Source organism: Chromobacterium sp. ATCC 53434 (assembly GCF_002848345.1).
Lineage (GTDB): Bacteria > Pseudomonadota > Gammaproteobacteria > Burkholderiales > Chromobacteriaceae > Chromobacterium.
The window spans coordinates 1,239,746-1,265,312 of the sequence record NZ_CP025429.1; the positions used below are offsets into that span (position 1 = coordinate 1,239,746).

Annotated in this window: 18 protein-coding genes, 2 tRNA genes and 3 rRNA genes; 12 read left to right on the plus strand and 11 right to left on the minus strand. The window is 61.3% G+C overall.

What is annotated here, in order from left to right; genetic code table 11:
• The first annotated feature begins 45 nt into the window (after nt 1-45).
• The 4 genes from CXB49_RS05945 (at nt 46) to CXB49_RS05960 (ending at nt 4,446) form a co-directional block, all read left to right on the plus strand.
• Complete coding sequence (locus CXB49_RS05945) at nt 46-759, plus strand: response regulator (RefSeq protein WP_101707542.1); 714 nt, start codon at nt 46-48, stop codon at nt 757-759.
• Nucleotides 756-2,210 (plus strand): ATP-binding protein, encoded by a 1,455-nt coding sequence (locus CXB49_RS05950; protein WP_199406790.1) that lies wholly within the window; start codon nt 756-758, stop codon nt 2,208-2,210. The genes CXB49_RS05945 and CXB49_RS05950 overlap by 4 nt, the downstream gene beginning before the upstream one ends.
• 372 nt (nt 2,211-2,582) lie before the next feature.
• Nucleotides 2,583-3,665 (plus strand): porin, encoded by a 1,083-nt coding sequence (locus tag CXB49_RS05955; RefSeq protein WP_101707544.1) that lies wholly within the window; start codon nt 2,583-2,585, stop codon nt 3,663-3,665.
• 166 nt (nt 3,666-3,831) lie between these two features.
• Nucleotides 3,832-4,446: an LpxA family transferase gene (locus tag CXB49_RS05960; protein ID WP_101707545.1), complete on the plus strand. Its 615-nt coding sequence runs from the start codon at nt 3,832-3,834 to the stop codon at nt 4,444-4,446.
• Between the two features lie 51 nt (nt 4,447-4,497).
• Here CXB49_RS05960 and mgtA read toward each other — a convergent pair whose 3' ends face one another.
• The 7 genes from mgtA to CXB49_RS05995 form a co-directional block, all read right to left on the minus strand.
• Nucleotides 4,498-7,242: a magnesium-translocating P-type ATPase gene (gene mgtA, locus CXB49_RS05965; RefSeq protein ID WP_101707546.1), complete on the minus strand. Its 2,745-nt coding sequence runs from the start codon at nt 7,240-7,242 to the stop codon at nt 4,498-4,500.
• 290 nt (nt 7,243-7,532) lie between these two features.
• Nucleotides 7,533-7,874 carry a hypothetical protein gene (locus CXB49_RS05970; protein ID WP_158300632.1) on the minus strand — a complete coding sequence of 114 codons (342 nt, stop codon included), beginning with the start codon at nt 7,872-7,874 and terminating at the stop codon, nt 7,533-7,535.
• 237 nt (nt 7,875-8,111) lie between these two features.
• Complete coding sequence (locus tag CXB49_RS05975; protein WP_101707548.1) at nt 8,112-8,489, minus strand: hypothetical protein; 378 nt, start codon at nt 8,487-8,489, stop codon at nt 8,112-8,114.
• Nucleotides 8,490-9,174: 685 nt separating this feature from the next.
• On the minus strand, nt 9,175-10,122 hold the full coding sequence (gene lipA, locus CXB49_RS05980) for a lipoyl synthase (RefSeq protein WP_101707549.1): 948 nt from the start codon (nt 10,120-10,122) through the stop codon (nt 9,175-9,177).
• Entirely contained in the window at nt 10,119-10,742 is a 624-nt protein-coding gene (gene lipB, locus CXB49_RS05985; RefSeq protein WP_101707550.1) for a lipoyl(octanoyl) transferase LipB, read from the minus strand. The genes lipA and lipB overlap by 4 nt, the downstream gene beginning before the upstream one ends.
• Before the next feature lie 16 nt (nt 10,743-10,758).
• On the minus strand, nt 10,759-11,028 hold the full coding sequence (locus CXB49_RS05990) for a YbeD family protein (protein WP_101707551.1): 270 nt from the start codon (nt 11,026-11,028) through the stop codon (nt 10,759-10,761).
• 82 nt (nt 11,029-11,110) lie between these two features.
• Nucleotides 11,111-12,256, minus strand: coding sequence for a D-alanyl-D-alanine carboxypeptidase family protein (locus CXB49_RS05995; protein ID WP_101707552.1), 1,146 nt, complete (start codon nt 12,254-12,256; stop codon nt 11,111-11,113).
• Nucleotides 12,257-12,462: 206 nt separating this feature from the next.
• Between CXB49_RS05995 and ilvA the strand changes: the two genes are divergently transcribed.
• From ilvA to CXB49_RS06035, 8 genes are all read left to right on the plus strand, one after another.
• Nucleotides 12,463-13,992, plus strand: a complete 1,530-nt coding sequence (gene ilvA / locus CXB49_RS06000) for a threonine ammonia-lyase, biosynthetic (protein ID WP_101707553.1) — start codon at nt 12,463-12,465, stop codon at nt 13,990-13,992.
• A 42-nt stretch (nt 13,993-14,034) separates the two neighbouring features.
• Complete coding sequence (locus CXB49_RS06005) at nt 14,035-14,682, plus strand: HAD family hydrolase (RefSeq protein ID WP_101707554.1); 648 nt, start codon at nt 14,035-14,037, stop codon at nt 14,680-14,682.
• 435 nt (nt 14,683-15,117) lie between these two features.
• A 16S ribosomal RNA gene (locus CXB49_RS06010) occupies nt 15,118-16,653 on the plus strand.
• A 94-nt stretch (nt 16,654-16,747) separates the two neighbouring features.
• Nucleotides 16,748-16,824, plus strand: a tRNA-Ile gene (locus tag CXB49_RS06015).
• 122 nt (nt 16,825-16,946) lie between these two features.
• Nucleotides 16,947-17,022: transfer RNA gene (locus CXB49_RS06020), tRNA-Ala, on the plus strand.
• A gap of 256 nt (nt 17,023-17,278) precedes the next feature.
• Nucleotides 17,279-20,170 (plus strand): 23S ribosomal RNA (locus CXB49_RS06025).
• A 154-nt stretch (nt 20,171-20,324) separates the two neighbouring features.
• Nucleotides 20,325-20,439 (plus strand): 5S ribosomal RNA (gene rrf, locus CXB49_RS06030).
• The 16S, 23S and 5S rRNA genes sit together here with 2 tRNA genes alongside, the layout of an rRNA operon.
• 311 nt (nt 20,440-20,750) lie before the next feature.
• Nucleotides 20,751-22,934 (plus strand): ATP-binding protein, encoded by a 2,184-nt coding sequence (locus CXB49_RS06035; RefSeq protein ID WP_233492955.1) that lies wholly within the window; start codon nt 20,751-20,753, stop codon nt 22,932-22,934.
• Here the strand turns inward: CXB49_RS06035 and CXB49_RS06040 are convergent.
• The 4 genes from CXB49_RS06040 to CXB49_RS06050 all read right to left on the minus strand — a co-directional run bounded on the left by CXB49_RS06040 (nt 22,931) and on the right by CXB49_RS06050 (nt 25,538).
• The gene (locus CXB49_RS06040; protein WP_101707555.1) at nt 22,931-23,920 is read right to left on the minus strand and encodes a GlxA family transcriptional regulator; all 990 of its coding nucleotides are present in this window, start codon (nt 23,918-23,920) and stop codon (nt 22,931-22,933) included. The genes CXB49_RS06035 and CXB49_RS06040 overlap by 4 nt on opposite strands.
• A 200-nt stretch (nt 23,921-24,120) precedes the next feature.
• Entirely contained in the window at nt 24,121-24,543 is a 423-nt protein-coding gene (locus tag CXB49_RS24075; RefSeq protein WP_255409608.1) for an ABC transporter permease subunit, read from the minus strand.
• 27 nt (nt 24,544-24,570) lie between these two features.
• Nucleotides 24,571-24,852 (minus strand): ABC transporter permease subunit, encoded by a 282-nt coding sequence (locus tag CXB49_RS24080; RefSeq protein WP_233492956.1) that lies wholly within the window; start codon nt 24,850-24,852, stop codon nt 24,571-24,573.
• Entirely contained in the window at nt 24,849-25,538 is a 690-nt protein-coding gene (locus CXB49_RS06050) for an ABC transporter permease (protein WP_101707556.1), read from the minus strand. The genes CXB49_RS24080 and CXB49_RS06050 overlap by 4 nt, the downstream gene beginning before the upstream one ends.
• Nucleotides 25,539-25,567: the final 29 nt, after the last annotated feature.

Here is a 25,567-nt window from a genome sequence, read left to right on the forward strand (position 1 = left end):
GTTGACAGCCTCTGACCCCCAACCGAATTGTTTAGGAATAGCTTGATGTCCCAACCTTCCCGACTGCTTATCGTTGACGACGATCCGGATTTGCGCGAACTGCTGAGCGACTACCTGAGCCGGCAAGGCATGACGGTGGTCGCGGTGGGCGACGGCGAGGCGATGAACCGCATTCTGGCCGAGCAGAGCTTCGACATCCTGATCCTCGATCTGATGTTGCCGGGCACCGACGGCCTGACCTTGTGCCGCGACTTGCGCTCGCGCTCCGGCATCCCCATCCTGATGCTGACCGCCCGCGGCGACGAGCTGGACCGCATCATCGGCCTGGAGATGGGGGCCGACGACTATCTGCCCAAGCCGTTCAATCCGCGCGAGCTGCTGGCCCGGGTGCGCAGCATCCTGCGCCGGGTCGAGGAGCGGCGCGACGGCAGCGCCTTGCGGGCGCTGCAATTCTCCGACTGGCGGCTGGAATTGGGCGCCCAGCATCTGGTGGACCGCGAGGGCGTGGTGACGCCGCTGTCCGGCGGCGAGTTCAAGCTGATGCAGGCGCTGGCGGAGAATTCGCAGCGGGTGATGTCGCGCGATCAGCTGATGGAGGCGATGAACGGCAAGGAGGCTGGCCCGTTCGACCGCACCGTCGACGTGATGATAGGCCGGCTGCGCCGCCGCCTCGGCGACGACGCGCGCGAACCGTTGCTGATCAAAACCATACGCAGTGGCGGCTATATGCTGGCATGCGAGGTGGTGTCGGTGCGATGAGGCGCTTGCCGCGCACGCTTTACGGCCAGTTGCTGCTGACGCTGCTGACCAGCGTGCTGCTGGCCAATGTGGTCGGCATCGCGCTGGTGCTGACCGATCGCGAGCGGCTCAGCCGCACGCTGCGCGCCGAGTATGTCGCCCAGCATCTGGCGGACATGATCAATCTGCTGGACGAAACCGCCGCCGGCAACCGTCCGAAACTGGCCGCCGCGCTGACTTCGCCGTCGGTCCAGGTCCTGCTCGACCATCGTTGGGTCGAGGACCGCAAGACCAGTTTGCCGGAGGCCGGCAAGCTGTGCCAGCTGATCCGCTCGGATCTGAATTTCCCCTATCAAATGCAGGTCCTGTCGTTCAGCGAGGATACGCCGGACGCGGCGGAGGACTTGCTGCGGCCGTTTCTGGCGCCGGGCCAGCATGTGTTCACGCCCGGCAATAAATTCTGGGTGCAGGCGCTGCCGAGCAAGCTCGGCGACGGCGAGGCCGAGTTCAAGATCGAGATGGCCACGCTGCAGGTCAGGCTGCGCGATGGCATGGTGGCGACCTTCCGCGTCGGCCAGATCGCGTCGCCGGAAGAGACGCCGTGGCGGGTGACGGCCTGGCTGTTGCTGGTGGCGCTGGTGGTGGCGGCGGTATCGACCTGGGCGGTGCGCCGGCTGACCCGGCCGCTGGCCCTGTTTTCGCAGGCGGCCACCGGTCTGGCTGCCGATCTGGACCAGCCGCCGTTGCCGGAGACCGGCACCCAGGAGGTGGTGAACGCGACGCGCGCCTTCAATCGGATGCAGAAGGAGCTGCAGCGCTACCTGAAAACCCGCAGCCAGATGCTGGCCGGCGTATCGCACGATCTTAGGCTGCCCATCACCCGGATCCGCCTGCGGCTGGAGCAGTTGCAGGAGGGGACGGCCCGGCAGGCGATAGAGCGGGATCTGCTGGAGATGGATCAGCTGATTGCCGACACGCTGGCCTATCTGCGCATGGGGCAGGGCAACGAGAACTGCGTGTTGCTGAACGTCGGCGCCTTGCTGGAGGGCGTGATCGAGGATGTCGAGGCGCTGGGCGCCGAAGTCGTATGCAGCGCCGAGCCGGTCAAACCGTTGCATGCCCGGCCGCAGGCCTTGCGCCGCTGCATCGCCAACCTGCTGGAGAATGCCCGCCGCTACGGCGGAGCCGGCGCGATCGAGGTCCGGTTGCGCGAGCGCGAGGGCGGGGTGGTCATCCAGGTGCGCGACCATGGTCCGGGCATCGCCGAAGCGGATCTGGAACGGGTGTTCGAGCCCTACGTAAGGCTGGAGGATTCGCGCGCCAAGCATACCGGCGGCAGCGGGCTGGGTCTGGCGATCGCCCGCGCCATCGCCCGCGAGCATCGCGGAGACATCGCCTTGTTCAATCATCCGCAAGGCGGCTTGTGCGCCGAACTGCGTTTTCCGGCCGAGCGCCGCAGCGGCGGCGCTTAACAATGATTGACAATCGCAGGTCGGGGGCGGCTTGCCATCAAAATTAAAAGCAAATACAATCTAATAACGAATTCTGTTGTTCCCAGCTGCTGCCGGGTTCAGAGGATTCTGGTCAAGTCTATCCTTAATAAGGTCCGCTCAGCGGGCCTTTTTTTTCGATTTTTTTCGAAAAAGAAAATTAACAACTTTGTTAATGTAAGTTAAGCAACAAAATAACGAGAAGTTGTTAACTTATACATAAATAGCCGCTGTTGTATTTACGCACATAGTGTCTCTTTTTTACTACATGAACAGTAGCGTACACTTGCGTATATCGATGTTGGAAATTAGTATGTGATCGCTTTCTAAGACAACCTCAACAGGATGTGCGAAATGAAAAAGACTCTGATTGCTCTGGCAGTAGCGACTCTGCCGGCTGCGGCTTTTGCCGATGTGACCATCTACGGCCAACTGAAGGGCGGCATCGAGAACGTTGATGCCGGCGGCATGAACAAGACCAATGTCGACGACCTGGGCTCCCGCATCGGCTTCAAGGGCAGCGAAGACCTGGGCAACGGCCTGAAGGCCATCTGGCAGGTTGAAAGCGGCTTCGACATCGACGGCTCCAACCGTCAGGGCTACGGCTCCTTCGCCAGCCGCGAATCCTTCGTCGGCCTGGATACCGGTTTCGGCAAGGTGCGCATCGGTAACCTGTCCACCTTCAGCGACTCCAACATGAGCGTCGTGAACCCGTGGGAAAGCGCCAGCAACGCGCTGCAGTTGAACGCCTTCACCCGTGACGACGTGCGCGTGAAGAACGCCATCCGCTTCGACACCGCCAACTACAACGGCTTCCAGGCTGCCTTCCTGTACGGCACCAAGGAAGACAAGAACGATGTAGTGCGCGCTGATGCCGCCCTGAACGAAGCTCAACGCGAAACCTACAACCTGGGTCTGTCGTACGAGAACAGCGGCTTCTTCGGCAAGTACCAGTACATCCACCAGACCCCGATGGCGCTGGTGAGCGGCGTTCAGACCCAGGCCAACGACAGCCACCGTCTGGAAGCCGGCTACAACGCCAACAACCTGCTGGTGGCCGTCGGCTACCGCAACGACCGCGGCGACAACACCGTCACCCCGCTGAGCTTCCTGGCAGGCGTCAACGTGCCGGTCGACGGCAGCAAGTACAAGTCGCAGGAATACGCGCTGACCGCCGCCTACACCATCGGCGCCTTCACGCCGAAGTTCACCTACGCCCAAGGCGCCAACGTCAAGGTTGACGGCAACACCGCTTCCGACACCGGCTACAAGCAATACCTGCTGGGCGTGGACTATCAGATGTCCAAGCGCACCGTCGTTGGTCTGCAGTACGGTGAAGTGAAGGCCGATCAGGCCATCTTCAGCAACGCCGCCGATGGCTCCAATGCCGGCAGCAAGCTGCGTGGCGTTGGCCTGAACATGGTTCACTCGTTCTAAGCCAGGCTACGGTTGAAGGACGCGCCGGTGCCGATGGGCTGACATCGGCGGCCGGTTCGCGAAACCGCCGCTCTCCGAAAGGAGGGCGGCGGTTTTGTTTTGCGCCGCCGGCTTGCCGGCGGGCCATCGTCGGTGTTCAATCGTTTCTTTGCGCGAAGGAAACGCGATGTCCGGATTGCAGCGCTTGTTGGCCTCGGTCGGCGCGGCCTGGCCCTGGCTGGACGCCGAGGCCGCCCCATGGTTCTGGCTGCGGGATCTGCCCCGTTCGATAGAGGCGGCGCGCGACGGCGCCGCCGCCGACGACTGGATCGTCGATGGCGAGGCCTTGATCCATCGCAGCGCGACGCTGGAGGCGGGCGTTATCGTCAAGGGGCCGGTCTGGATCGGACCGGGTTGCCGCGTCGCCGCCCATGCCTATCTGCGCGGCGGCGTCGTCTTGTGCGCCGGCGCGACGGTGGGACCGGGTTGCGAGATCAAGTCCTCCATCATTGGACCAGGCAGCCGTTTGGCGCATTTCAACTTCGTCGGCGATTCGGTGCTGGGCGCCGATGTCAATCTGGAGGCCGGCGCCATTCTGGCCAACCATTGGAACGAGCGGGCCGACAAGCGTATACGGCTGCATGTCGATGGCGAGACGCTGCTGCCGGGCGTGGACAAGCTGGGCGCGCTGCTCGGCGATGGCGTACGGGTCGGCGCCAACGCGGTGTTGTCGCCGGGCACGGTGCTGGCGGCCGGCGCGGTGGTGCCCAGGCTGGGGCTGGTGGAGCAGGACAGGCAATGAAAAAAGCCGGCCCATCGGGGCCGGCTTTTCGGGCGGGTGCCTGGCTGTGGCTTAGAACCACTGGCCGTAGCGCTTGATGTAGATCGTCTTCACCGTCTGCGTCAGCGCCAGATAGCCGGCCATCGTCAGCAGCAGCCACCAGAAGTAGCTGGCATCCAGTCGGATGAAGCCCAGCGAAGAGGCGAGCGGCGAGAACGGCAGGTAGCAGGCGATGGCGATGGCGATGCTGGTCGACAGCAGCACCGGCAAGGACGCCGTGCTCTGCAGGAACGGGATCTTGCGGGTGCGCAGCATGTGCACGACCAGCGTCTGCGAGATCAGGCCTTCCATGAACCAGCCGGTGTTCATGATCAGCTGGCCGCCGTCTCCGCCGTGCAGATGGTAGGCCGCGCCGGCGCCGAATACCGTCCACAGCAGGATATAGGTCGTGATGTCGAACACCGACGAGGTCGGCCCCAGCCACAGCATGAAGCGCTTGATGTTGCCGGCTTCCCATTTGCGCGGCTTCTTCAGGAAGTCCGGATCCATCTTGTCCCAGGGTAGGAACATCTGAGACAGATCGTAGATCAGGTTCTGCAGCAACAACTGCATCGCCAGCATCGGCTCCCACGGCAGCCAGGCCGAAGCCACCAGCACCGAGAACACATTGCCGAAGTTGGAGCTGGCGGTCATGTTCAGGTACTTCAGGATGTTGCCGAAGGTCTCGCGGCCCTTGATCACGCCTTCTTCCAGCACCATCAGGCTCTTTTCCAACAGGATGATGTCGGCGGTCTCCTTGGCGATGTCGGCGCCGCTGTCCACCGAGATGCCGACGTCGGCGTCGCGCAGCGCCGGCGCGTCGTTGATGCCGTCGCCGAGGAAGCCCACCGTGTGGCCATTGGCCTGCAAGGCTTTGACCACCCGAGATTTTTGCAGCGGGGTCAGCTTGGCGAAGATGGTGGTGCGCTTGACCGCCGCGCACAGCGCCACGTCGTCCATCGCCTCGATGTCCGGGCCCAGCAGCGGCTTGCCCGGATTGAGGCCGACGTCGCGGCAGACCTTGGCGGTGACGATGGGATTGTCGCCGGTCAATACCTTGACCGAGACGCCGTACTCGTTCAGCGCCTTGATCGCCGGCGCGGCCGACTCTTTCGGCGGATCGAGGAAGGTCAGGAAGCCGCGCGCCACCAGGCCATGCTCGTCGGCTGTCTGGTAGGCGGCCTTGCGCGCGTCCTGCGGGATGTGGCGGGTGGCCACTAGCAGCACGCGGTAGCCGTCGGTGTTGAATTCCTGGCTCAGGCTCAGCAGACGGGCGCGTTCCTCGGCGTTCAGCGCGCGGACCTCGCCGCCGTCCTGGATGTGGCTGCAGACGGCCAGCATCTCTTCCACCGCGCCCTTGGACACCATCAGCTGCTGGCCGTTGTCGTCCTGGACGATGACCGATAGCCGGCGGCGCTCGAAGTCGAACGGCAGCTCGTCCACCTTGGCGTAATGCCGCAGCTTGACGCGCTCGCCGAGCGCGTCGGCATGCTCGACGATGGCGATGTCCATCAGATTCTTCATGCCGCTCTGGTGGAAGCTGTTGAGCCAGGCCAGCTGCAGCGTGGTCTCGTCCTTGCGGCCATGGATGTCGTAGTGGTGCTCCAGAATGATCTTGTCCTGGGTCAGCGTGCCGGTCTTGTCGGTGCACAGCACGTCCATCGCGCCGAAGTTCTGCACCGAGTTCAGCCGCTTCACCACCACCTTGCGCCGCGCCATCGCCACCGCGCCCTTGGCCAGGTTGGCGGAGACTATCATCGGCAGCATTTCCGGCGTCAGGCCCACCGCGACCGCCAACGCGAAGGTCAGCGCCGACATCCAGTCGCCCTTGGTGACGCCGTTGATCATGAACACGATGGGCACCATCACCAGCATGAAGCGGATCAACAGCCAGGACACGCTGTTGACGCCCTTGTCGAAGCTGGTCTCGATGCGCTTGTGGCTGACCACATTGCGTGCCAGCGAGCCGAAGTAAGTGTCGGCGCCGGTCGCCACCACCACCGCGCGGGCGGTGCCGGACACCACATTGGTGCCCATGAAGCAGGCGTTGGACAGGTCGAGCAGGCCGGCGTCGCCGTCGGTCCGGCCGTCGGCCGATTTGGCGGCCACCGCGCCCAGCGTGTCGTATTTCTCGACCGGCAGCGCCTCGCCGGTCAGCACCGCCTGGCTGATGAACAGGTCGCGCGATTCCAATAGCCGCACATCGGCCGGAATCATGTCGCCGGCCTGCAGATGGACGATGTCGCCGACGACCAGCTCGGTCATCGGCACTTCCAGTCGAATCGGCGCGCTGGGACCCGCCGGGCGGCGTTGCACGGTGGCGGTGTTGCGCACCAGCGATTTCAGTTTCTCCGCGGCCTTGGCGGAGCGGAATTCCTGCCAGAAGCGCAGCAGGCCGCTGACGGCGATCATCGCCGACAGGATGATGACCTTGGTCCAGTCCTGATCGTCGGGCGGCGCCATCGCGATGTCCATCACGTAGCTGATCGCGCCGAGCACGATCAAGACCATCACGAACGGGTTCTTGAAGGCCAGCATCAGCTGGAGCAGCGCGTGCGGCGGCTTGTCGTGCGCCACCTCGTTGGCGCCGTACTGCTGCAGTCGCTGGGCGGCCTCGACGGCGGTCAGGCCTTCCGGTTGGCTGCGCAAGCGCTTGAAGGTCTCTTCCTGAGGTTGCAGCGCTTCGTGGGCCAGCCGGAAGGCGACCTTGTCGCCGGTCTTGCCCGGGGTGGCGATGAAACCCCGGTTCGGTTTGCGGGGGGTGAGATTCTTGGTCATGGTGCAACTCTCCTGGCGCTGCGGGCGCGACCAGCCCTGCCTGGAGCCTGTCCACGATTTTTCGGCGGAAAGCAGCGGTGCCGGAAGGCGTCGTGGGCGGGCTCTCGTGCATCAGCGCCGACAACGTGTCAGCTCGAAAATCGAGAGAACCTTGCCGCCCGTTGGGGTGCTCTGCGCGAACGCCCCAGCGGGTGGCATCTCGGATGGTGTGTGGCGGGTCTAGGTCATGCCGGCTCCTGTGTCGCGTGTGGGGAGGGCGGTTTTGCTCCGCCCCTCGATGGAAGGGCGGTTCAGCCGGTCAGCGCCCGGTTGGCGGTGGGCGGCAGGGACAGGCAGTCCAGCTTGACGCGGATCAGCGGCAGCGTGGCCAGGCGCTGAGCGACGCCCTGCAGGAAGTGCATGCAGGTTTCGGTGTTGCAGCGGAAGTCGGCGCAGATCAGCCAGGGCGCCAGCGTGTGGCTGGTGCCGGCTTCGGCCTCTTGCGGTTGCTCCAGCCACTGAAGGATGCGCAGGCCGTGCTTCTGCGCCAGCGTGCGGATTTCGCGTCTGGCCATGCCCAGCGACATCGATGGGCACTGAATGGACAGCTGATAGATTTGCTGCGGGCGTTGACGGGTAAACGGGTTTTGCATCGCGGGCTCCTCCGGTGAAGGAAGGCGCCGGCTGGCGCCGGCGGGATTCGCGTGGCGACAGGCGGCCCGCCCGGACGTGCCGGGGCGGGGCGTGTCGGTTCATGCCGCCGGCGGCATGTCCCGACGATTGCGATCAGCGGGGCGATGCGTGGTGGCGGCGAAGATCCTGCGGTTTCGGCTCGGGGTCTTCGGGCATGGTTCGGACTTTCGGTATGGTGTCGAGTGGCGGTTGCCGGCTCAGGCGATATGGGCGCGGCCGGGATGGAACATCGCGCGATGGCCGGTCGGCGCGCCATGCAGGCGGCGGCCCCAGTGCACGCGGCGGATTTCCGGGAGCTGGCTCAGGCGCAGCGCCATGTCGTCCAGTTCCTGGCGCTGCGCCAGCGGGCAGTTCAGCAGCACCGACAACTTGCATTGATCGCTGTCGCCTTCGGGGCCGATGGTGACCTGCAGGGCGCGCAGGCCCAGATCGTGCATTTCCCAAAACAGCCGCTTGCGCAGCGTGGTAATCACGTCCTTGTCGCAGACGATATTCAGGCGAAAGGCGGCCGATTCATCGGTGCGGTCGCGGCGTTGGAAATATTTCAGCAGTTGGGACAATTTCAGGGCTTGCATATTGAATCCCCCCCCATTATTGATTTCAACAGGTAATAACCATCCCGCTCCGGTTTGAATCAACCGTAATCGGGATACAGCGCAGATTGAATGAGCGATAAGACGCCACAGCTGTTTCCGGCTATTCCCGATAGGGGAAATCAGCCGGTCTGCGAAACGTGCGTCGCATCCGCTCGCGGTTCTGGTTCTTCCGGCATCGGAACCTCCTGTGCGAAACGAAGCTTGCGCAAACAATCGGTGATATGTCGATCTGTGTGGGGGCATCCACGCGACGGGCGGCCAGCGTCTGACGCGGCGGCGCGCGGCGAATGCCAAGCGGCGCTGGTGCTATGACGAGGTCGTTGCTGTGCGTGCGTGCCAGCGCGGGGCTGGCGATAAGACACCACATCCTGGCTTTGCAGGATATGGCAGAGGGAGGAGTCTCGGTCTGCTTAAATCCTGCAAGGCTATACTGCGATCGAAGATCGACTGGAACCGTCGTTGTCCACGGTTTGCCTTTGCAAAATTAATAACAATCCGACTATAAGCGAAACCGGCTATTAAAGCAAACCAGAATGTTATTTTGTTGGAAGAGCGTGGCGAATTCGCCATCATTTATGCGAAAGCCATTCATTTTAAAATTGGGGGAAATTAAAAAACGGCGCCGGGGCGTGGGCCGCGGGCGCCGTTCCGGAACCGAGCAGGTTTATACGCCGGCTTCGTGAGCCTGCACGTCGGCGTGGTAGCTGGAGCGCACCATCGCGCCGACCGCCGCGTGGACGAAGCCCATCTCGTAGGCTTTTTCCTCGAACATCTTGAATACGTCCGGGTGGACATAGCGCAGCACCGGCAGGTGGCCGTTGGACGGTTGCAGGTACTGGCCTATGGTCAGCATGTCCACATCGTGCGCGCGCAGATCGCGCATCACTTCGAGGATTTCCTCGTCGGTTTCGCCCAGGCCGACCATCAGGCCGGACTTGGTGCGCACCTCGGGATTCTTCGCCTTGTAGTCCTTCAGCAACTGTAGCGAATGGGCGTAGTCGGCGCCGGGCCTGGCCTGCTTGTACAGACGGGGCACCGTTTCCAGATTGTGGTTCATCACGTCCGGCGCGGTGGACGTCAGGATGTCGACGGCGATGTCCAGCCGGCCGCGGAAGTCCGGCACCAGCGTTTCGATCTGGGTGCTCGGCGACATTTCGCGCACCGCGCGGATGCAGTCGGCGAAGTGCTGGGCGCCGCCGTCGCGCAGGTCGTCGCGGTCCACCGAGGTGACCACCACGTATTTCAGCCGCATCGCCGCCACGCTTTCGGCCAGATGCTTGGGCTCGTTCGGATCCAGCGGATTCGGGCGGCCGTGGCCGACATCGCAGAACGGGCAGCGGCGGGTGCAGATGTCGCCCATGATCATGAAGGTGGCCGTGCCCTTGCTGAAGCATTCGCCGATATTCGGGCAGGTGGCTTCTTCGCACACGGTGTGCAGCTTCTGCTCGCGCAGGATCTGTTTGATCTCGTGGAAGCGCTGGCCATTGGGCAGCTTGGCGCGTATCCACTCCGGCTTCTTCAGTTTTTCTTCCAGCGGCACGATCTTGATCGGGATGCGGGCGGTCTTGGCCGCGCCCTTGTGCTTCACCCCGGCCTGGTTGTCCGGCTTCATGCGGTCTCCTTGCTTGTGCTCAGGTGGCGTTCCAGGTGCGGCAGCAGCTTGTCGGCGGCTTCGGCGACCGTGAGGTTCACGCCCAGATTCTTTATTTGGGTCACCTTGAGGTTGGCGTAGCCGCAAGGATTGATCCAGCTAAACGGAGTCAGGTCCATGTCCACGTTCAGGCTCAGGCCGTGGTAGGTGGCGCCGTTCTTGATGCGCAGCCCCAGCGAGGCGATCTTGGCGCCGTCGACATAGACGCCGGGGGCGTTCACGTCGCCGTAGGCGGCGATGCCCTGTTCGGCCAGCATGTCTATGATGGCCAGCTCGATGTGGCGCACCAGCTCGCGCACCGCGACGCGCATGCGCTTGAAGTCCACCAGCAGATAGACCACCAGCTGGCCGGGGCCGTGATAAGTGATCTGGCCGCCGCGATCGGTCTTCACCACCGGCACATCGTTCTGCTGCAACAGGTGTTCCGGCTTGCCAGCCAGCCCCTGGGTGAATACCGGCGGGTGCTCGACCACCCACAGCTCGTCGGGCGTGTCGGCTCCGCGGCTGTCGGTGAAAGCTTGCATGGCCCGCCAGGTCGGCTCGTAATCGACCCGGCCCAGATGTTTGATGATGCGTGGCACCTGAATCCCCGGCGTTTTAAAGAACCATCTTGACCATCGGATGGCCGGTCAGCGACAGATAAATATCGTCCAGCTGCCGGCGCGAGGTGGCGGTGACGGTGACGGTCAGCGCATAGAAGCGGCCGCCGGAGCTTTCGCGCAACACCACATCGATCTCGGCGAGATCGGGGGCGTTGGTGCGCACCACGGCGGTGATGGTGGCGACGAATTCGTCGTGCCGCTCGCCCATGATCTTGATCGGGAAGCGACAGGGGAATTCCAGCAGTTCCTGTTTTTCGTCGGACATGTCTAGCTACTCTAACGCAATTACAAAACAGCGGGCCGCGGACAAGCCGCGGCGCCGCATGGTCTATCCCGGGAGTGGGCGCTTACTTCCAGCCCAGCATCAGCTTCAGGCTGTCCCACAGGCGACTGAAGAAGTTGCCCTCGTCCACGGCTTTCAATGCTACCACCGGACGCTCCAGCAGTGGCTTTCCATCGAGAGACACGGTCAGCTTGCCGACCACCTGGCCGGCCTTGATCGGCGCGATCAGCGGCTGCATCGTGGTCATGTCGGCCTTCAGCCTGGCGGCCTGGCCCTTGGCCACGGTGGCGAACACGTCGCTGCCGAAACCCACCGACACGGTCTTGCTGTCGCCCTTGTACACGGAAACGTCCGATACGCGGGTATTGGCTGCATAAAGTTTGGGCGTATCGAAGAATTGCAAGCCGTAGTTCAGCAGCTTCGAGCTTTCCACCGCGCGGGCTTCCGGACTGGCGGTGCCGACGACGACGGAAATCACGCGGCGGCCGTCGCGGTGGCTGGACGTCACCATATTGTAGCCGGCGCTGTCGGTGTAGCCGGTCTTCATGCCGTCGACGTTGGGGTCGCGGTACAGCAGCAGATTGCGGTTGGGCTGCTTGATATTGTTGTAGGTGAACGACTTGATCGAGTAGATCGGGTAGTACTCCGGGTAATCGCGGATCAGCGCGGCGGCCAGAATGCCCAGATCGTGCACCGTGGTGTAGTGGCCTTCGTGCGGCAGGCCGGTGACGTTCTTGAACTGGGTGTTCTTCATGCCCAGTTTCTGCGCCTGCTGCGTCATCATCTGCGCGTACACGTCTTCGCTGCCGGCGATGGCCTCGGCCAGCGTCACGCAGGCGTCGTTGCCCGACTGCACGATCATGCCCTTGATCAGATCATCGACCTTGGCCGGGACCTTGGGATCGAGGAACATCCGCGAGCCTTCGGTCTTCCAGCCGCGCTGCGAGACGGTCAGCGTCTGATCCAGCGACAGGCGCTTTTCCTTCAGCGCCTTGAAGGTCAGGTAGGCGGTCATCAGTTTGGTCAGCGAAGCCGGTTCGACGCGGGCGTCCGGGTCGCGGGCGGCCAGCACCTGCTGGCTGTTGTAGTCGAGCAGGTAATAGGCCTTGCCGGCGATTTCCGGCGCCGGCGGCGTGAAGGCGGTATTGGCGAAACTGACGGCAGGCAACGCCAGGGCGGCGGCCAGCAGGGCGGTGGTGAGTTTTTTCATTTTGGCGGGACTTGCTTCAAAGAGGTCGCAAACAGTAGCGGTTGATTATACACACAGTGGCCAGCGCCGTTGCCGGAAATGACCTGTCCGACATCCAGCATATTGCAATGCAGCAACGATTGCGCGCCGGGCCTCCCGCAGGCTTGGAGTTCCTGCTACTCTGGCAGTTCAAATACAAGAAACTATCAGGGACTTAAGGCATCGCCATGAGCAACAAGCAAGACTATCTGGAACGCATTCTCACTTCGCGGGTATACGACGTCGCCATCGAGACGCCGCTGGAGCTGGCGCCCAATCTGTCGCGCCGCTATCGCAACCGCATCCTGCTGAAGCGGGAGGATCTGCAGCCGGTGTTCTCGTTCAAGCTGCGCGGCGCCTACAACAAGATGGCCAAGCTGTCGCCCGAGCAGCGCGCGCGCGGCGTGATCACCGCCAGTGCCGGCAACCACGCCCAGGGCGTGGCGCTGGCGGCCAGCAAGCTCGGTTGTGAGGCGGTGATCGTGATGCCGGTCACCACGCCGCAGATCAAGATAGACGCGGTGAAACAGCGCGGCGGCCAGGTGGTGTTGTCGGGCGACTCGTTCAACGAGGCGTTTCAACACGCGGTGAAGCTGGCCGAGGAGAGCGGCCGCGCCTATATTCCGCCGTTCGACGATCCGGATGTGATCGCCGGGCAGGGGACGGTGGGCATGGAAATCCTGCGCCAGCATCCGGACGATCTGGACGCGGTCTTCGTCGCCATCGGCGGCGGCGGGCTGGCGGCCGGCGTGGCCAGCTTCATCAAGCGGCTGAAGCCGGAGATCAAGATCATCGGCGTGCAGCCGGTGGATTCCGACGCGATGCGCCAGTCGATAGAGAAGGGCGAGCGGGTCGAATTGAAGGATGTCGGCCTGTTCGCCGACGGCGTGGCGGTCAAGCTGGTCGGCGAGGAGACCTTCCGCATCTGCCGTGAGCTGCTGGACGAGATCATCCTGGTCGATTCCGACGCGATCTGCGCGGCGATCAAGGACATCTTCGAGGATACCCGCTCCATCGTCGAGCCGGCCGGCGCGTTGGCGGTGGCCGGCGCCAAGGCCTATGTCGAGCGCGAGGGCTGCGAGGGGCAATCGCTGGTGGCGATTTCCTGCGGCGCCAACATGAATTTCGACCGCTTGCGCCACGTATCGGAGCGTTCCGAGCTCGGCGAGCGGCGTGAGGCCATCATCGCCGTCTCGATCCCGGAGCAGCCCGGCAGCTTCAAGCGTTTCTGTTCGGTGATAGGCGGACGCAACATCACCGAGTTCAACTACCGCTTCGCCGACTCCGGCGTCGCCCATGTCTTCGTCGGCGTGCAGATATCCGGCCGCGACGATGTGGAGAGGCTGCTTGGCGACCTGCGCGCGGCGGATCTGGACGGCATCGACCTGACCGACAACGAGCTGGCCAAGCTGCACATCCGCCATCTGGTCGGCGGCCATGCGCCGCAGTTGAAAGACGAGAGGGTGCTGCGCTTCGAATTTCCGGACCGGCCCGGCGCGCTGATGCGCTTCCTCGAGGCGATGCGCACCGACTGGAACATCAGTCTGTTCCATTACCGCAATCACGGCGCCGACTACGGCCGGGTGCTGGTCGGCATCCAGGTGCCGTCCGGCGACGCGCAGGCCTTCCAGCAATTCCTCGACACGCTCGGATATCCTTATATAGAGGAAACCGAAAATCCGGCGTATCGACTGTTTCTTGGCAAGACCATCCCTTGATGGTGCAATGTCGGTCTCATCCAATCCGGTAAAGCAGGAATCATGATCAAGGCAGTATTGTTCGATTTGGACGGCACGCTGGCCGATACCGCCCGCGACCTGGGCGCGGCGCTGAACCGCCTGCTGGCGGAGGAGGGGCTGCCGCCGCAGCCGTACGAAGCGATACGGCCGGTTGCCAGCCATGGCGCGCGCGGCCTGGTCCAGCTCGGCTTCGGCGCCGATCTCGACGCCGTGCGGATGGAGGCGCTGCGCGTGCGCTTCATGGATCTCTACGATGCCAATCTCGCCGAGGAAACGACGTTGTTCGACGGCGTCAACGAGCTGATCGCCGAGCTGGACAAGCGCGGCCTGGCCTGGGGCATCATCACCAACAAGTCGATGCGCTTCACCGACCGTCTGGTGCCATGGCTGCCTTTCGCCGTCCCGCCGGCGGTCACCGTCAGCGGAGATACCGTCGGTGTCGCCAAGCCCGATCCGCGTCCGATGCTGCACGCGACCGGCCAGATCGGCGTCGAGCCCGAGCACTGCATCTATGTCGGCGACGCCGAGCGGGACATCCAGGCGGGCCGCAATGTCGGCATGAAAACCGTGCTGGTCAACTGGGGCTATTTCTCGGCCCAGGATAAGCCGGAGCAATGGGGCGCCGATGTTGATATCGATCACCCGCTGCAGTTGCTCGACCATCTATAAGGTGTGATGCGGTGGGAGTGACAGGCCGGCGGCAACGCCGGCCTGTCTGTTTTTGGCGGTTTCGACCGGGCGGGGCGGACGGATATCGGCTTTTCGCGGCCGTTCGCGGATACCCTTTCCTCATATCTTCAGGCGAATCATGGGCTTGGCGCGTGGTCGGCGCGGGGAGGGCGAATTTCCCGGTTTTTTCTTGCAGAAAGTGTTGACGGACCTAGGGGCGGGGCGTATAGTTCACCTCCTCAGCTGACGCGGCGAACGAAACAGCGGAAACGAAACGGTTCCGGTGAAGACGACGCAGCGATCGGCACTGCTCTTTAACAGAACGAATAACCGATAGGTGTAAGTGCTTGGCGAAAGCCGACACTTGCACTGCAAGAGACAAGAGATACTTGTTTATTTCTTTGAACTTGCGTGCCAGAAAATTGCTATGAGATTGAACTGAAGAGTTTGATCCTGGCTCAGATTGAACGCTGGCGGCATGCTTTACACATGCAAGTCGAACGGTAACAGGGTGCTTGCACCGCTGACGAGTGGCGAACGGGTGAGTAATGCATCGGAATGTACCGTGTAATGGGGGATAGCTCGGCGAAAGCCGGATTAATACCGCATACGCCCTGAGGGGGAAAGTGGGGGACCGTAAGGCCTCACGTTATACGAGCAGCCGATGTCTGATTAGCTAGTTGGGGAGGTAAGAGCTCACCAAGGCGACGATCAGTAGCGGGTCTGAGAGGATGATCCGCCACACTGGGACTGAGACACGGCCCAGACTCCTACGGGAGGCAGCAGTGGGGAATTTTGGACAATGGGCGCAAGCCTGATCCAGCCATGCCGCGTGTCTGAAGAAGGCCTTCGGGTTGTAAAGGACTTTTGTCAGGGAGGAAATCCCGCTGGTTAATACCTGGCGGGGATGACAGTACCTGAAGAATAAGCACCGGCTAACTACGTGCCAGCAGCCGCGGTAATACGTAGGGTGCAAGCGTTAATCGGAATTACTGGGCGTAAAGCGTGCGCAGGCGGTTGTGTAAGTCTGATGTGAAAGCCCCGGGCTCAACCTGGGAACGGCATTGGAGACTGCACGACTAGAGTGCGTCAGAGGGGGGTAGAATTCCACGTGTAGCAGTGAAATGCGTAGAGATGTGGAGGAATACCGATGGCGAAGGCAGCCCCCTGGGATGACACTGACGCTCATGCACGAAAGCGTGGGGAGCAAACAGGATTAGATACCCTGGTAGTCCACGCCCTAAACGATGTCAATTAGCTGTTGGGGGTTTGAATCCTTGGTAGCGTAGCTAACGCGTGAAATTGACCGCCTGGGGAGTACGGCCGCAAGGTTAAAACTCAAAGGAATTGACGGGGACCCGCACAAGCGGTGGATGATGTGGATTAATTCGATGCAACGCGAAAAACCTTACCTGCTCTTGACATGTACGGAACTTGCCAGAGATGGCTTGGTGCCCGAAAGGGAGCCGTAACACAGGTGCTGCATGGCTGTCGTCAGCTCGTGTCGTGAGATGTTGGGTTAAGTCCCGCAACGAGCGCAACCCTTGTCATTAGTTGCCATCATTAAGTTGGGCACTCTAATGAGACTGCCGGTGACAAACCGGAGGAAGGTGGGGATGACGTCAAGTCCTCATGGCCCTTATGAGCAGGGCTTCACACGTCATACAATGGTCGGTACAGAGGGTTGCCAAGCCGCGAGGTGGAGCTAATCTCAGAAAACCGATCGTAGTCCGGATCGCACTCTGCAACTCGAGTGCGTGAAGTCGGAATCGCTAGTAATCGCAGATCAGCATGCTGCGGTGAATACGTTCCCGGGTCTTGTACACACCGCCCGTCACACCATGGGAGTGAGTTTCACCAGAAGTGGGTAGGCTAACCGTAAGGAGGCCGCTTACCACGGTGGGATTCATGACTGGGGTGAAGTCGTAACAAGGTAGCCGTAGGGGAACCTGCGGCTGGATCACCTCCTTTCTAGAGACTGGCGATTGCCAAGTACTTACAACCTATCGGTTATTTGATTTGAAGGGCATTGAGGTTGTGGATGCCACGATCTCATAAGTCAACTGGGTTTGTAGCTCAGCTGGTTAGAGCACTGTGTTGATAACGCAGGGGTCGTAGGTTCGAGTCCTACCAGACCCACCAGTTACACTCTGGGTGTTCTGATGAGCACTACGGAGAACCATTTTTGTTCCAGGCAAGGCGCGAAGAAGCGAAGTGTGCGAATGCACATGAGCGACTGAGCAACGCGGCATGGGACAAAAAGAGGGGGATTAGCTCAGTTGGGAGAGCACCTGCTTTGCAAGCAGGGGGTCGTCGGTTCGATCCCGTCATCCTCCACCACTTACGCCGCAAACAAAATCAAATTGAGAAGTTTGATTCTGTTTGCGTTGTAGAAACGCCCGATCTTTAACAAACTGAAGAAGCCGAATATATAAGACGGCGAAACAAACGATAGGAGTTAACTCTTCTGTTGAATGAATCGTCATCTTGGGTATTTGATTGTATCTAAGGCTGCGTCGCCATATCAAAAGGGGCGGTGCGGTCGTCGCACAAACACTCTCTGTTGTTTTAGTGATTTAGGTTACTGAAATGATAGGGTCAAGCGACTAAGTGCATCTGGTGGATGCCTTGGCGATCACAGGCGATGAAGGACGTGTAAGCCTGCGAAAAGCGCGGGGGAGCTGGCAATAGAGCTTTGATCCCGCGATATCCGAATGGGGAAACCCACCGCTTAGGCGGTATCCCTGACTGAATACATAGGTCAGTGGAAGCGAACCGAGTGAACTGAAACATCTAAGTAACTCGAGGAATAGAAATCAACCGAGATTCCGTAAGTAGTGGCGAGCGAACGCGGAACAGCCTGTACGTGTTATGGATTGTGTTAGTGGAAGGTTCATGGAAAGGACCGCCGTAGTGGGTGATAGCCCCGTACACGAAAACACATTCCAGGGACTAGGCGTACGAGAAGTAGGGCGGGACACGCGAAATCCTGTCTGAAGATGGGGGGACCATCCTCCAAGGCTAAATACTCGTGATCGACCGATAGTGAACCAGTACCGTGAGGGAAAGGCGAAAAGAACCCCGGGAGGGGAGTGAAATAGAACCTGAAACCGGATGCATACAAACAGTGGGAGCGGACTTGTTCCGTGACTGCGTACCTTTTGTATAATGGGTCAGCGACTTACGTTCAGTAGCAAGCTTAACCGAATAGGGGAGGCGTAGGGAAACCGAGTCCGAATAGGGCGATTTAGTTGCTGGGCGTAGACCCGAAACCGAGTGATCTATCCATGGCCAGGATGAAGGTGCGGTAACACGCACTGGAGGTCCGAACCCACTAGTGTTGCAAAACTAGGGGATGAGCTGTGGATAGGGGTGAAAGGCTAAACAAACTCGGAGATAGCTGGTTCTCCCCGAAAACTATTTAGGTAGTGCCTCATGTATCACTTCCGGGGGTAAAGCACTGTTATGGCTAGGGGGTCATTGCGATTTACCAAACCATGGCAAACTCTGAATACCGGAAAGTGCAATCATGGGAGACAGACGGTGGGTGCTAACGTCCATCGTCAAGAGGGAAACAACCCAGACCGCCAGCTAAGGTCCCAAATGATCAGTTAAGTGGTAAACGAAGTGGGAAGGCCCAGACAGCCAGGATGTTGGCTTAGAAGCAGCCATCATTTAAAGAAAGCGTAATAGCTCACTGGTCGAGTCGTCCTGCGCGGAAGATGTAACGGGGCTCAAACTGATAACCGAAGCTGCGGATGCACAGTTTACTGTGCGTGGTAGGGGAGCGTTCTGTAGGTCTGTGAAGGTGTCTCGTAAGGGATGCTGGAGATATCAGAAGTGCGAATGCTGACATGAGTAGCGATAAAGCGGGTGAAAAGCCCGCTCGCCGAAAGCCCAAGGTTTCCTACGCAACGTTCATCGGCGTAGGGTGAGTCGGCCCCTAAGGCGAGGCTGAAAAGCGTAGTCGATGGGAAACGGGTTAAAATTCCCGTACTTTTATGTAGTGCGATGTGGGGACGGAGAAGGTTAGGTCAGCAGACTGTTGGAATAGTCTGTTCAAGCCGGTAGGCTGGGGTGGTAGGCAAATCCGCCGCCCCTTAAGGCCGAGACGTGATAACGAGGGTCTACGGACCTGAAGTGACTGATACCACGCTTCCAGGAAAAGCCACTAAGCTTCAGCTACATAAGAACCGTACCGCAAACCGACACAGGTGGGCAGGATGAGAATTCTAAGGCGCTTGAGAGAACTCAGGAGAAGGAACTCGGCAAATTGATACCGTAACTTCGGGAGAAGGTATGCCTGTTGGGGTGTAGTGATTTACTCACGAAGCTCTGACAGGTCGCAGAGAATCGGTGGCTGCGACTGTTTAACAAAAACACAGCACTGTGCCAACACGAAAGTGGACGTATACGGTGTGACGCCTGCCCGGTGCCGGAAGGTTAAGTGATGGGGTGCAAGCTCTTGATCGAAGCCCCGGTAAACGGCGGCCGTAACTATAACGGTCCTAAGGTAGCGAAATTCCTTGTCGGGTAAGTTCCGACCCGCACGAATGGCGTAACGATGGCCACACTGTCTCCTCCTGAGACTCAGCGAAGTTGAAGTGTTTGTGAAGATGCAATCTCCCCGCTGCTAGACGGAAAGACCCCGTGAACCTTTACTGTAGCTTTGCATTGGACTTTGAACAGACTTGTGTAGGATAGGTGGGAGGCTTTGAAGCCAGGACGCTAGTTCTGGTGGAGCCGACCTTGAAATACCACCCTGGTGTGTTTGAGGTTCTAACCTTGGTCCGTGATCCGGATTGGGGACAGTGCATGGTAGGCAGTTTGACTGGGGCGGTCTCCTCCCAAAGTGTAACGGAGGAGTTCGAAGGTTACCTAGGTACGGTCGGAAATCGTGCTGATAGTGCAATGGCAAAAGGTAGCTTAACTGCGAGACCGACAAGTCGAGCAGGTGCGAAAGCAGGACATAGTGATCCGGTGGTTCTGTATGGAAGGGCCATCGCTCAACGGATAAAAGGTACTCCGGGGATAACAGGCTGATACCGCCCAAGAGTTCACATCGACGGCGGTGTTTGGCACCTCGATGTCGGCTCATCACATCCTGGGGCTGTAGCCGGTCCCAAGGGTATGGCTGTTCGCCATTTAAAGTGGTACGTGAGCTGGGTTCAAAACGTCGTGAGACAGTTTGGTCCCTATCTGCAGTGGGCGTTGGAAGTTTGACGGGGGCTGCTCCTAGTACGAGAGGACCGGAGTGGACGAACCTCTGGTGTACCGGTTGTCACGCCAGTGGCATCGCCGGGTAGCTAAGTTCGGAAGAGATAACCGCTGAAAGCATCTAAGCGGGAAACTTGCCTGAAGATGAGACTTCCCTGGAGGCTTGACCTCCCTGAAGAGTCGTTCGAGACCAGGACGTTGATAGGTCGGGTGTGGAAGCGCTGTGAGGCGTGAAGCTAACCGATACTAATTGCTCGTGAGGCTTGATCCTATCATTTGAGTGACTTAACTGCGTGCGAATCTGTGATTCGCTCAGCGATAAGCTAAGTGACGATGATGGAGTGTTGTGCGACACAATTAAATACCGAATATTCGAGGGTTGGTTTGAAACCGGCCCGGGCTTCTTGAGTTTGTACCAGTTTATGTCTGGTGGCCATAGCGAGGTGGTCCCACGCCTTCCCATCCCGAACAGGATCGTGAAACGCCTTAGCGCCGATGATAGTGTGGCATTCGCCATGTGAAAGTAGGACACCGCCAGACGCCCCATAAGCGAAACCCCAGCTCAGACGAGCTGGGGTTTTTGCGTTGTGCGGCCGAAACGCACGACCCCGAAAAACAGCCCCGCCGGATTCCTCCGGCGGGGCTTTGTCGTTCATGTGACCCTCCGACCCAGCCTGGGCCGTGGCGACGGGGCGAGACCTTCCGTCGCGGCTGATGGCTGGCGGGCCGCTCGCGAGCCGGAACTGGCGACAGTCATTGCCTGGATCAGACATTTTTGCAAAAATGCGCGGCAGATGTTTTATGCAATGCATATTATTTGAAATGTCAGATGAATTCCTGAGGCGGGACTCTTGAGCAAATTCAAAGGCCGCGAGTGGCTTCTATTCAGTGCAATCTGGCTGATTTGCAGCTTGTTGGCGGCGGCGCAGTGGGGCGTGGGGGAGTATCGCAGGCTACAGGACGGTTTCGAGCAGGCTGCGCATCAGGCCTATGCCGGCGTGGCGCGGCGGCTGGATCAGAACGAGTCGGTGCTGTCGGCGATCAACGCCTTGCTGATCTCCCGCGCGACGTTCGACGCGCCTGCTTTGAGCGAGTTCGCCCGCGAGATGCTGCCGCGCTACCAGCAGTTGTACGCGATAGAGTTCCTGCGCAATGTCACCGCCGCCAACCGGCCCGCCTTTCTGCGAGAGATGGAAAGCCGCTTTGGCGAGACCTTCTATATCCGCGATTTCGATGTGACCGGCCGACGCAGTTGGCAGCCCGCGCCGCCGCGGGAGCAGTCGCTGGTGGTGTCGCAGATCGAGCCGGACTTGCCGGCGGCCAGCGCGGTGTTCGGTTACGACGTGTTGGGCGATCCGCATTTCGCGCCGGAGTTGCGCCGCGCGCTGGCAAACGGACAGAAGGTGTCGTCCAGGCCATTCGAGTTGTATGACGGCGGCGGACGGGCTTATCTGTTGATGCAGCCCTTGTTCCGCGATGCGTCAGGCAGCCGGCGCGAGCTGGCCGGCGTGATGGCGCTGGTGGTGTTTTGCGACCGGCTGCTGCAGTTGCCGCTGGAGCAGGGTTTGCCGGCCAGTCTCGACTTGTCCTTGCTGCCGAAGGAGGGGGCCGGCAGCGGGGAGCCGCTGTATGAGCGGCCGCATCGCTTCGCCGAGCATGACTGGTGGCCGGTGGTGACCCGCCTGGAGGCGCGACTGCCGCTGAGCAGCGAGGCGCAGCCCTTTGTGCTGGGTGTGGCCCAGGATGTCAGATTGAACGATCTGGCGCTGCTGCCCTTGTTGTTGCGCCAGCTTTTCATCACCTTGTTGCTGGCCGCGGCCGGCCTGATCTATTCGCAGCGGATGGCTTTGCGGCGCCAACGCAGCCTGGCCGACGAGGAGTTGTTCCTGCAGAGCGAGCGGGCGTCGGTGACGCTGAACGCCATTCACGACGGCGTGGTGATTCTGCGGCAGGATCGCAGTATCGAAATGGCGAATCCGATGGCTCTTCAACTGGTGGACATGCCGGCCGAGGAGGTGCTGGGGCAACCTTGCCACGAGGTGTTCCGCTTGCTGGGAGAGCTGGCGGCCGAGTTCGCCGAGGATCCGATAGGCGAATGCTTCCGTACCGGCCGCCCGGTTGAGCTGGCGGAGCGGATGCAGCTGACCACGGCGCGAGGCAAGGTGCATTTCGTCGAGGGCGGCATCGCGCCGCTGCTGTCGCGCGACGGCGTGCTGATAGGCGTGGTGTGCGCCTTGCGCGATATGGGGCCGTTGCGCCAGCGCACGGCCGAGGCGCTGGAGGCGAGCGAGACGCGGGTCAAGGAGCACTTGGAGAAGCTGTCGCATGTCGCCCGCTTGCACACGATGGGCGAGATGGCTTCGGGCATCGCCCATGAGCTGAATCAGCCGCTGACCGCTATTTCCAATTATTGCCAGGCGGCGATCCAGTTGCTGGACGGCGTCGACGAGGCGCCGCCGCAGGTCAATTCGGCATTGAAGCTGGCGGTGGCCCAGGCGGGAAGGGCCGGAGAGATCATCAAGCGCCTGCGCGCGCTGGTCAGCAAGCGGGCGATCGAAACCCGGCTGATCGATATCAATCAGGTGGTCGGCAACTGCATGTTTCTGGTGGAGTACGATCTGCGCGAGCGCGGTGTCGAGGTGGTGCAGCTGCTGTCCGGCTATTCGATTCCGGTGATGGCCGACAGTATTCAGTTGGAGCAGGTGGTGCTGAACCTGCTGTCCAACGCGATGGACGCGCTGAAGGACGAGCCGGCGCTGAAGCGTCACGTGATCGTGCACACCCGGCGCGAGGGGCGGAAGGGGATACTGGAGGTGCGCGACACCGGCCGCGGCATCACGCCGGACCTGCTGGAGGTGCTGTTCCACCCGTTCTTCTCGACCAAGCCGCACGGCATGGGCCTGGGCCTGTCGATCTGCCAGACCATAGTCGAGCAGTACGGCGGCCTGATCTCGGCCGAGAACATACCGGCCAGCGGCGCCTGCTTCCGCATCGAGCTGCCGCTGGCGCTGCAGGCCGAGCGGCAGCTGAGCTAGCGCTGCAGGGTGCTGATCTGGGTACGCTGGGCGCGCTCTTCGCGCGGCGTGATGTTGAAGTGGTTGCGGTAGGTGCTGGAAAAGTGGGGACCGCTGGAGAAGCCGCAGGCCAGGCCGATCTGGACGATGGACTTGCTGGTCTGTTGCAGCAACTGGCGGGCGCGGCCCAGGCGCAGCTCCAGATAGTATTTCGACGGCACCGTGCCCAGGTATTGCTTGAACAGCCGCTCCAGCTGGCGCCGCGACACGCCGACATAGTAGGCGATATCGTCGGTGGACAGCGGTTCCTCGATATTGGCTTCCATCAGGCTGACCGCCTCGGTCAGCTTGGGCTGGCTGCCGCCTATGCGGGTGGCCAGCGGGATGCGCTGACGCTCGTTGCCGGGGCGGACGCGTTCCATGCTGAACAGCTCCGACAGCTGGGCGATGAATTCGTGGCCCTGCTGCCGGCCGACCAGGTCCAGCATGAAGTCGAAGGTGGCGGCGCCGCCGGCGCAGCTCAGGCAGCGGCCCTCGCTCTCGTACAGATTGGATGTGACGATGACGTCCGAAAACTCCTCGGTCAGTCGCGCGATCTCGCGCCAGTGTATCGTCGCGCGCTGCCCGGCCAGCAATCCGGCACGGGCCAGCCAGTAGCTGCCGCAGCCGATGCCGGCCAGCGTCATCTTGTCCGCGTTTCCTCCCGCGAGGGCCTTGCTCAAATCTTCCAGCGCGAAGTCGCTGACGATCTCGTCGGCCAGCAGCATCAGGTAATCCAGCTTGGGCGCGTAGGACAGCGGCAGGTCCACCGCGAGCCGGACGCCGTTGGACAGCAGTACCGGCGCGCCGTCCAGCGACAGCAACAGCGTCTCGTACAGTTTCTTTTCCGCCAGCAGATTGGCGTGGGTGAGCACCTCGGAGGCGCTGGCGAAGTCGGCCATCGAGGCATGCGGGAGCAGCAGGAAGCCGAAGCGCAGCGGCTTGGAGGCTTGGGACGTGTGGCCCATGGTTCGCGTATCGGTAACGGTTGGCAAAAACACCGCCATGTCAGGAGGCCTGGCATGGCGGCTTGATCTTGGAGCCCGTTCACAGTCTTGCAGAGAATGGCCACTGCCACAAAAAGACTTTGAACAGGCTCTCAGCCAGCATTGTACGATTTATTTCGCCGCGTCGGCTAAAGAATTGCCGCCGGCCGAGCGTCGCGATCTTATTGCTTGCGCGGACCCAGGAAGGCCAGGTAGCGGCGTTCGGCCCGTTTCATCAGCCAGACCAGCGCAAAGGTCAGCGCCAGGTAGATGGCCGCGGCGGTCAGGAACGGTTCGAACGGCATATAGCTCTCGCTGTAGATGCGGCGGGCGACGCCGGTCAGGTCGGCCAGCGTCACCAGGCCGGCGATCGCGGTGCTTTGCAGCATCATGATCACCTCGTTGCTGTAGGCCGGCAGCGCGCGGCGCAGCGCCGACGGCAGAACGATCCGCCTCAGCATCAGCCACTGGCCCATGCCGACCGAGCGCGCCGCTTCGATCTCGCCCCAGTGGGTGTTGCGGATCTGGCCGGCGATGATTTCGGTGGTGTAGGCGGCGGTGTTCAGCGTGAAGGCCAGGATCGCGCAGGCATAGGCGTTTTGCAGATACTGCCAGGCCCAACTGTCGCGTACCTAGTCGAACTGCGCCAGGCCGTAGTAGATGATGAACAGCTGAACCAGCAGCGGCGTGCCTCGGAACACGTAGCCGAACAGCCACACGGCGCCGGACAGCGGCCGGTTTTTCGAGGTGCGGGCGACCGCCAGCGGAATGGCCATCAGCAGGCCGAACAGCAGCGACAGGCCGAGCAGTTCCAGCGTCAGGATCAGACCGTCGCTGCTGGCCAGCATCGGGCCGCCGTCATGCGCGCCGAAGAATTCCGGCAGCCGCTCGATAATCAGTTTCGGATCGATCACAGTCCGCTCTCCTTGACGCCGATCGAATAACGCTTCTCGGCCCAGTGCAGCAGCAGATTGGACGCGCCGGTCACCAGCAGGAACAACAGGCCGACGACGACGTAGACGTCGAACGGTTGCTGGGTGGCCGATTTGGCGGCGTCGGCGCGGTACATCACGTCATTGAGGCCGATCACCGACACCAGGGCGGTGGACTTTACCAGCACCAGCCAGTTGTTGGAAAAGCTGGGCAGCGCGTAACGCACCATCTGCGGCAACTGGATGCGGAAGAAGACCCGCAGCGGCGACATGCCGTAGGCGAGGCCGGCTTCCATCTGCCCCTTGTGCACGGCCATCATCGCGCCGCGAAAGGTTTCGGTCATATAGGCGCCGAAGATGAAGCCCAGCGTGGAGACGCCGGCGACGAAGGGGTCGATGTCCGGACTCTGCCAGCCGAGGTAGCCGCAGATGTCGTTCAGCGCCATCTGGGCGCCGAAAAACAGCAGGAACATCCACACCAGGTCGGGGATGCCGCGCACCACGGTGGAATACAGTTCCGCCAGCAGCGTCAGCGCGCGGGACTGGGTGGATTTGAACAGCGCGCCGACGAGGCCGAGCGCGACGGAAACCACCAGCGCGGCGCCGGCGAGCTTCAGGGTCAGCACCGCTCCTTCGAGGATGCTGGGGAGGTAGCCTTGCAGAAACATGGAGCCGTCTCGGAAAGGGGATTGCGGGC

Excerpts from the sequence above, each read along its gene's own strand:
- CXB49_RS05945 (WP_101707542.1), top strand. The coding sequence starts at position 46 with ATGTCCCAACCTTCCCGACTGCTTATCGTTGACGACGATCCGGATTTG.
- CXB49_RS05950 (WP_199406790.1), top strand. The coding sequence starts at position 756 with ATGAGGCGCTTGCCGCGCACGCTTTACGGCCAGTTGCTGCTGACGCTG.
- CXB49_RS05955 (WP_101707544.1), top strand. The coding sequence starts at position 2,583 with ATGAAAAAGACTCTGATTGCTCTGGCAGTAGCGACTCTGCCGGCTGCG.
- CXB49_RS05960 (WP_101707545.1), top strand. The coding sequence starts at position 3,832 with ATGTCCGGATTGCAGCGCTTGTTGGCCTCGGTCGGCGCGGCCTGGCCC.
- mgtA (WP_101707546.1), bottom strand. The coding sequence starts at position 7,242 with ATGACCAAGAATCTCACCCCCCGCAAACCGAACCGGGGTTTCATCGCC.
- CXB49_RS05970 (WP_158300632.1), bottom strand. The coding sequence starts at position 7,874 with ATGCAAAACCCGTTTACCCGTCAACGCCCGCAGCAAATCTATCAGCTG.
- CXB49_RS05975 (WP_101707548.1), bottom strand. The coding sequence starts at position 8,489 with ATGCAAGCCCTGAAATTGTCCCAACTGCTGAAATATTTCCAACGCCGC.
- lipA (WP_101707549.1), bottom strand. The coding sequence starts at position 10,122 with ATGAAGCCGGACAACCAGGCCGGGGTGAAGCACAAGGGCGCGGCCAAG.
- CXB49_RS05990 (WP_101707551.1), bottom strand. The coding sequence starts at position 11,028 with ATGTCCGACGAAAAACAGGAACTGCTGGAATTCCCCTGTCGCTTCCCG.
- CXB49_RS05995 (WP_101707552.1), bottom strand. The coding sequence starts at position 12,256 with ATGAAAAAACTCACCACCGCCCTGCTGGCCGCCGCCCTGGCGTTGCCT.
- ilvA (WP_101707553.1), top strand. The coding sequence starts at position 12,463 with ATGAGCAACAAGCAAGACTATCTGGAACGCATTCTCACTTCGCGGGTA.
- CXB49_RS06005 (WP_101707554.1), top strand. The coding sequence starts at position 14,035 with ATGATCAAGGCAGTATTGTTCGATTTGGACGGCACGCTGGCCGATACC.
- CXB49_RS06040 (WP_101707555.1), bottom strand. The coding sequence starts at position 23,920 with ATGGGCCACACGTCCCAAGCCTCCAAGCCGCTGCGCTTCGGCTTCCTG.
- CXB49_RS06050 (WP_101707556.1), bottom strand. The coding sequence starts at position 25,538 with ATGTTTCTGCAAGGCTACCTCCCCAGCATCCTCGAAGGAGCGGTGCTG.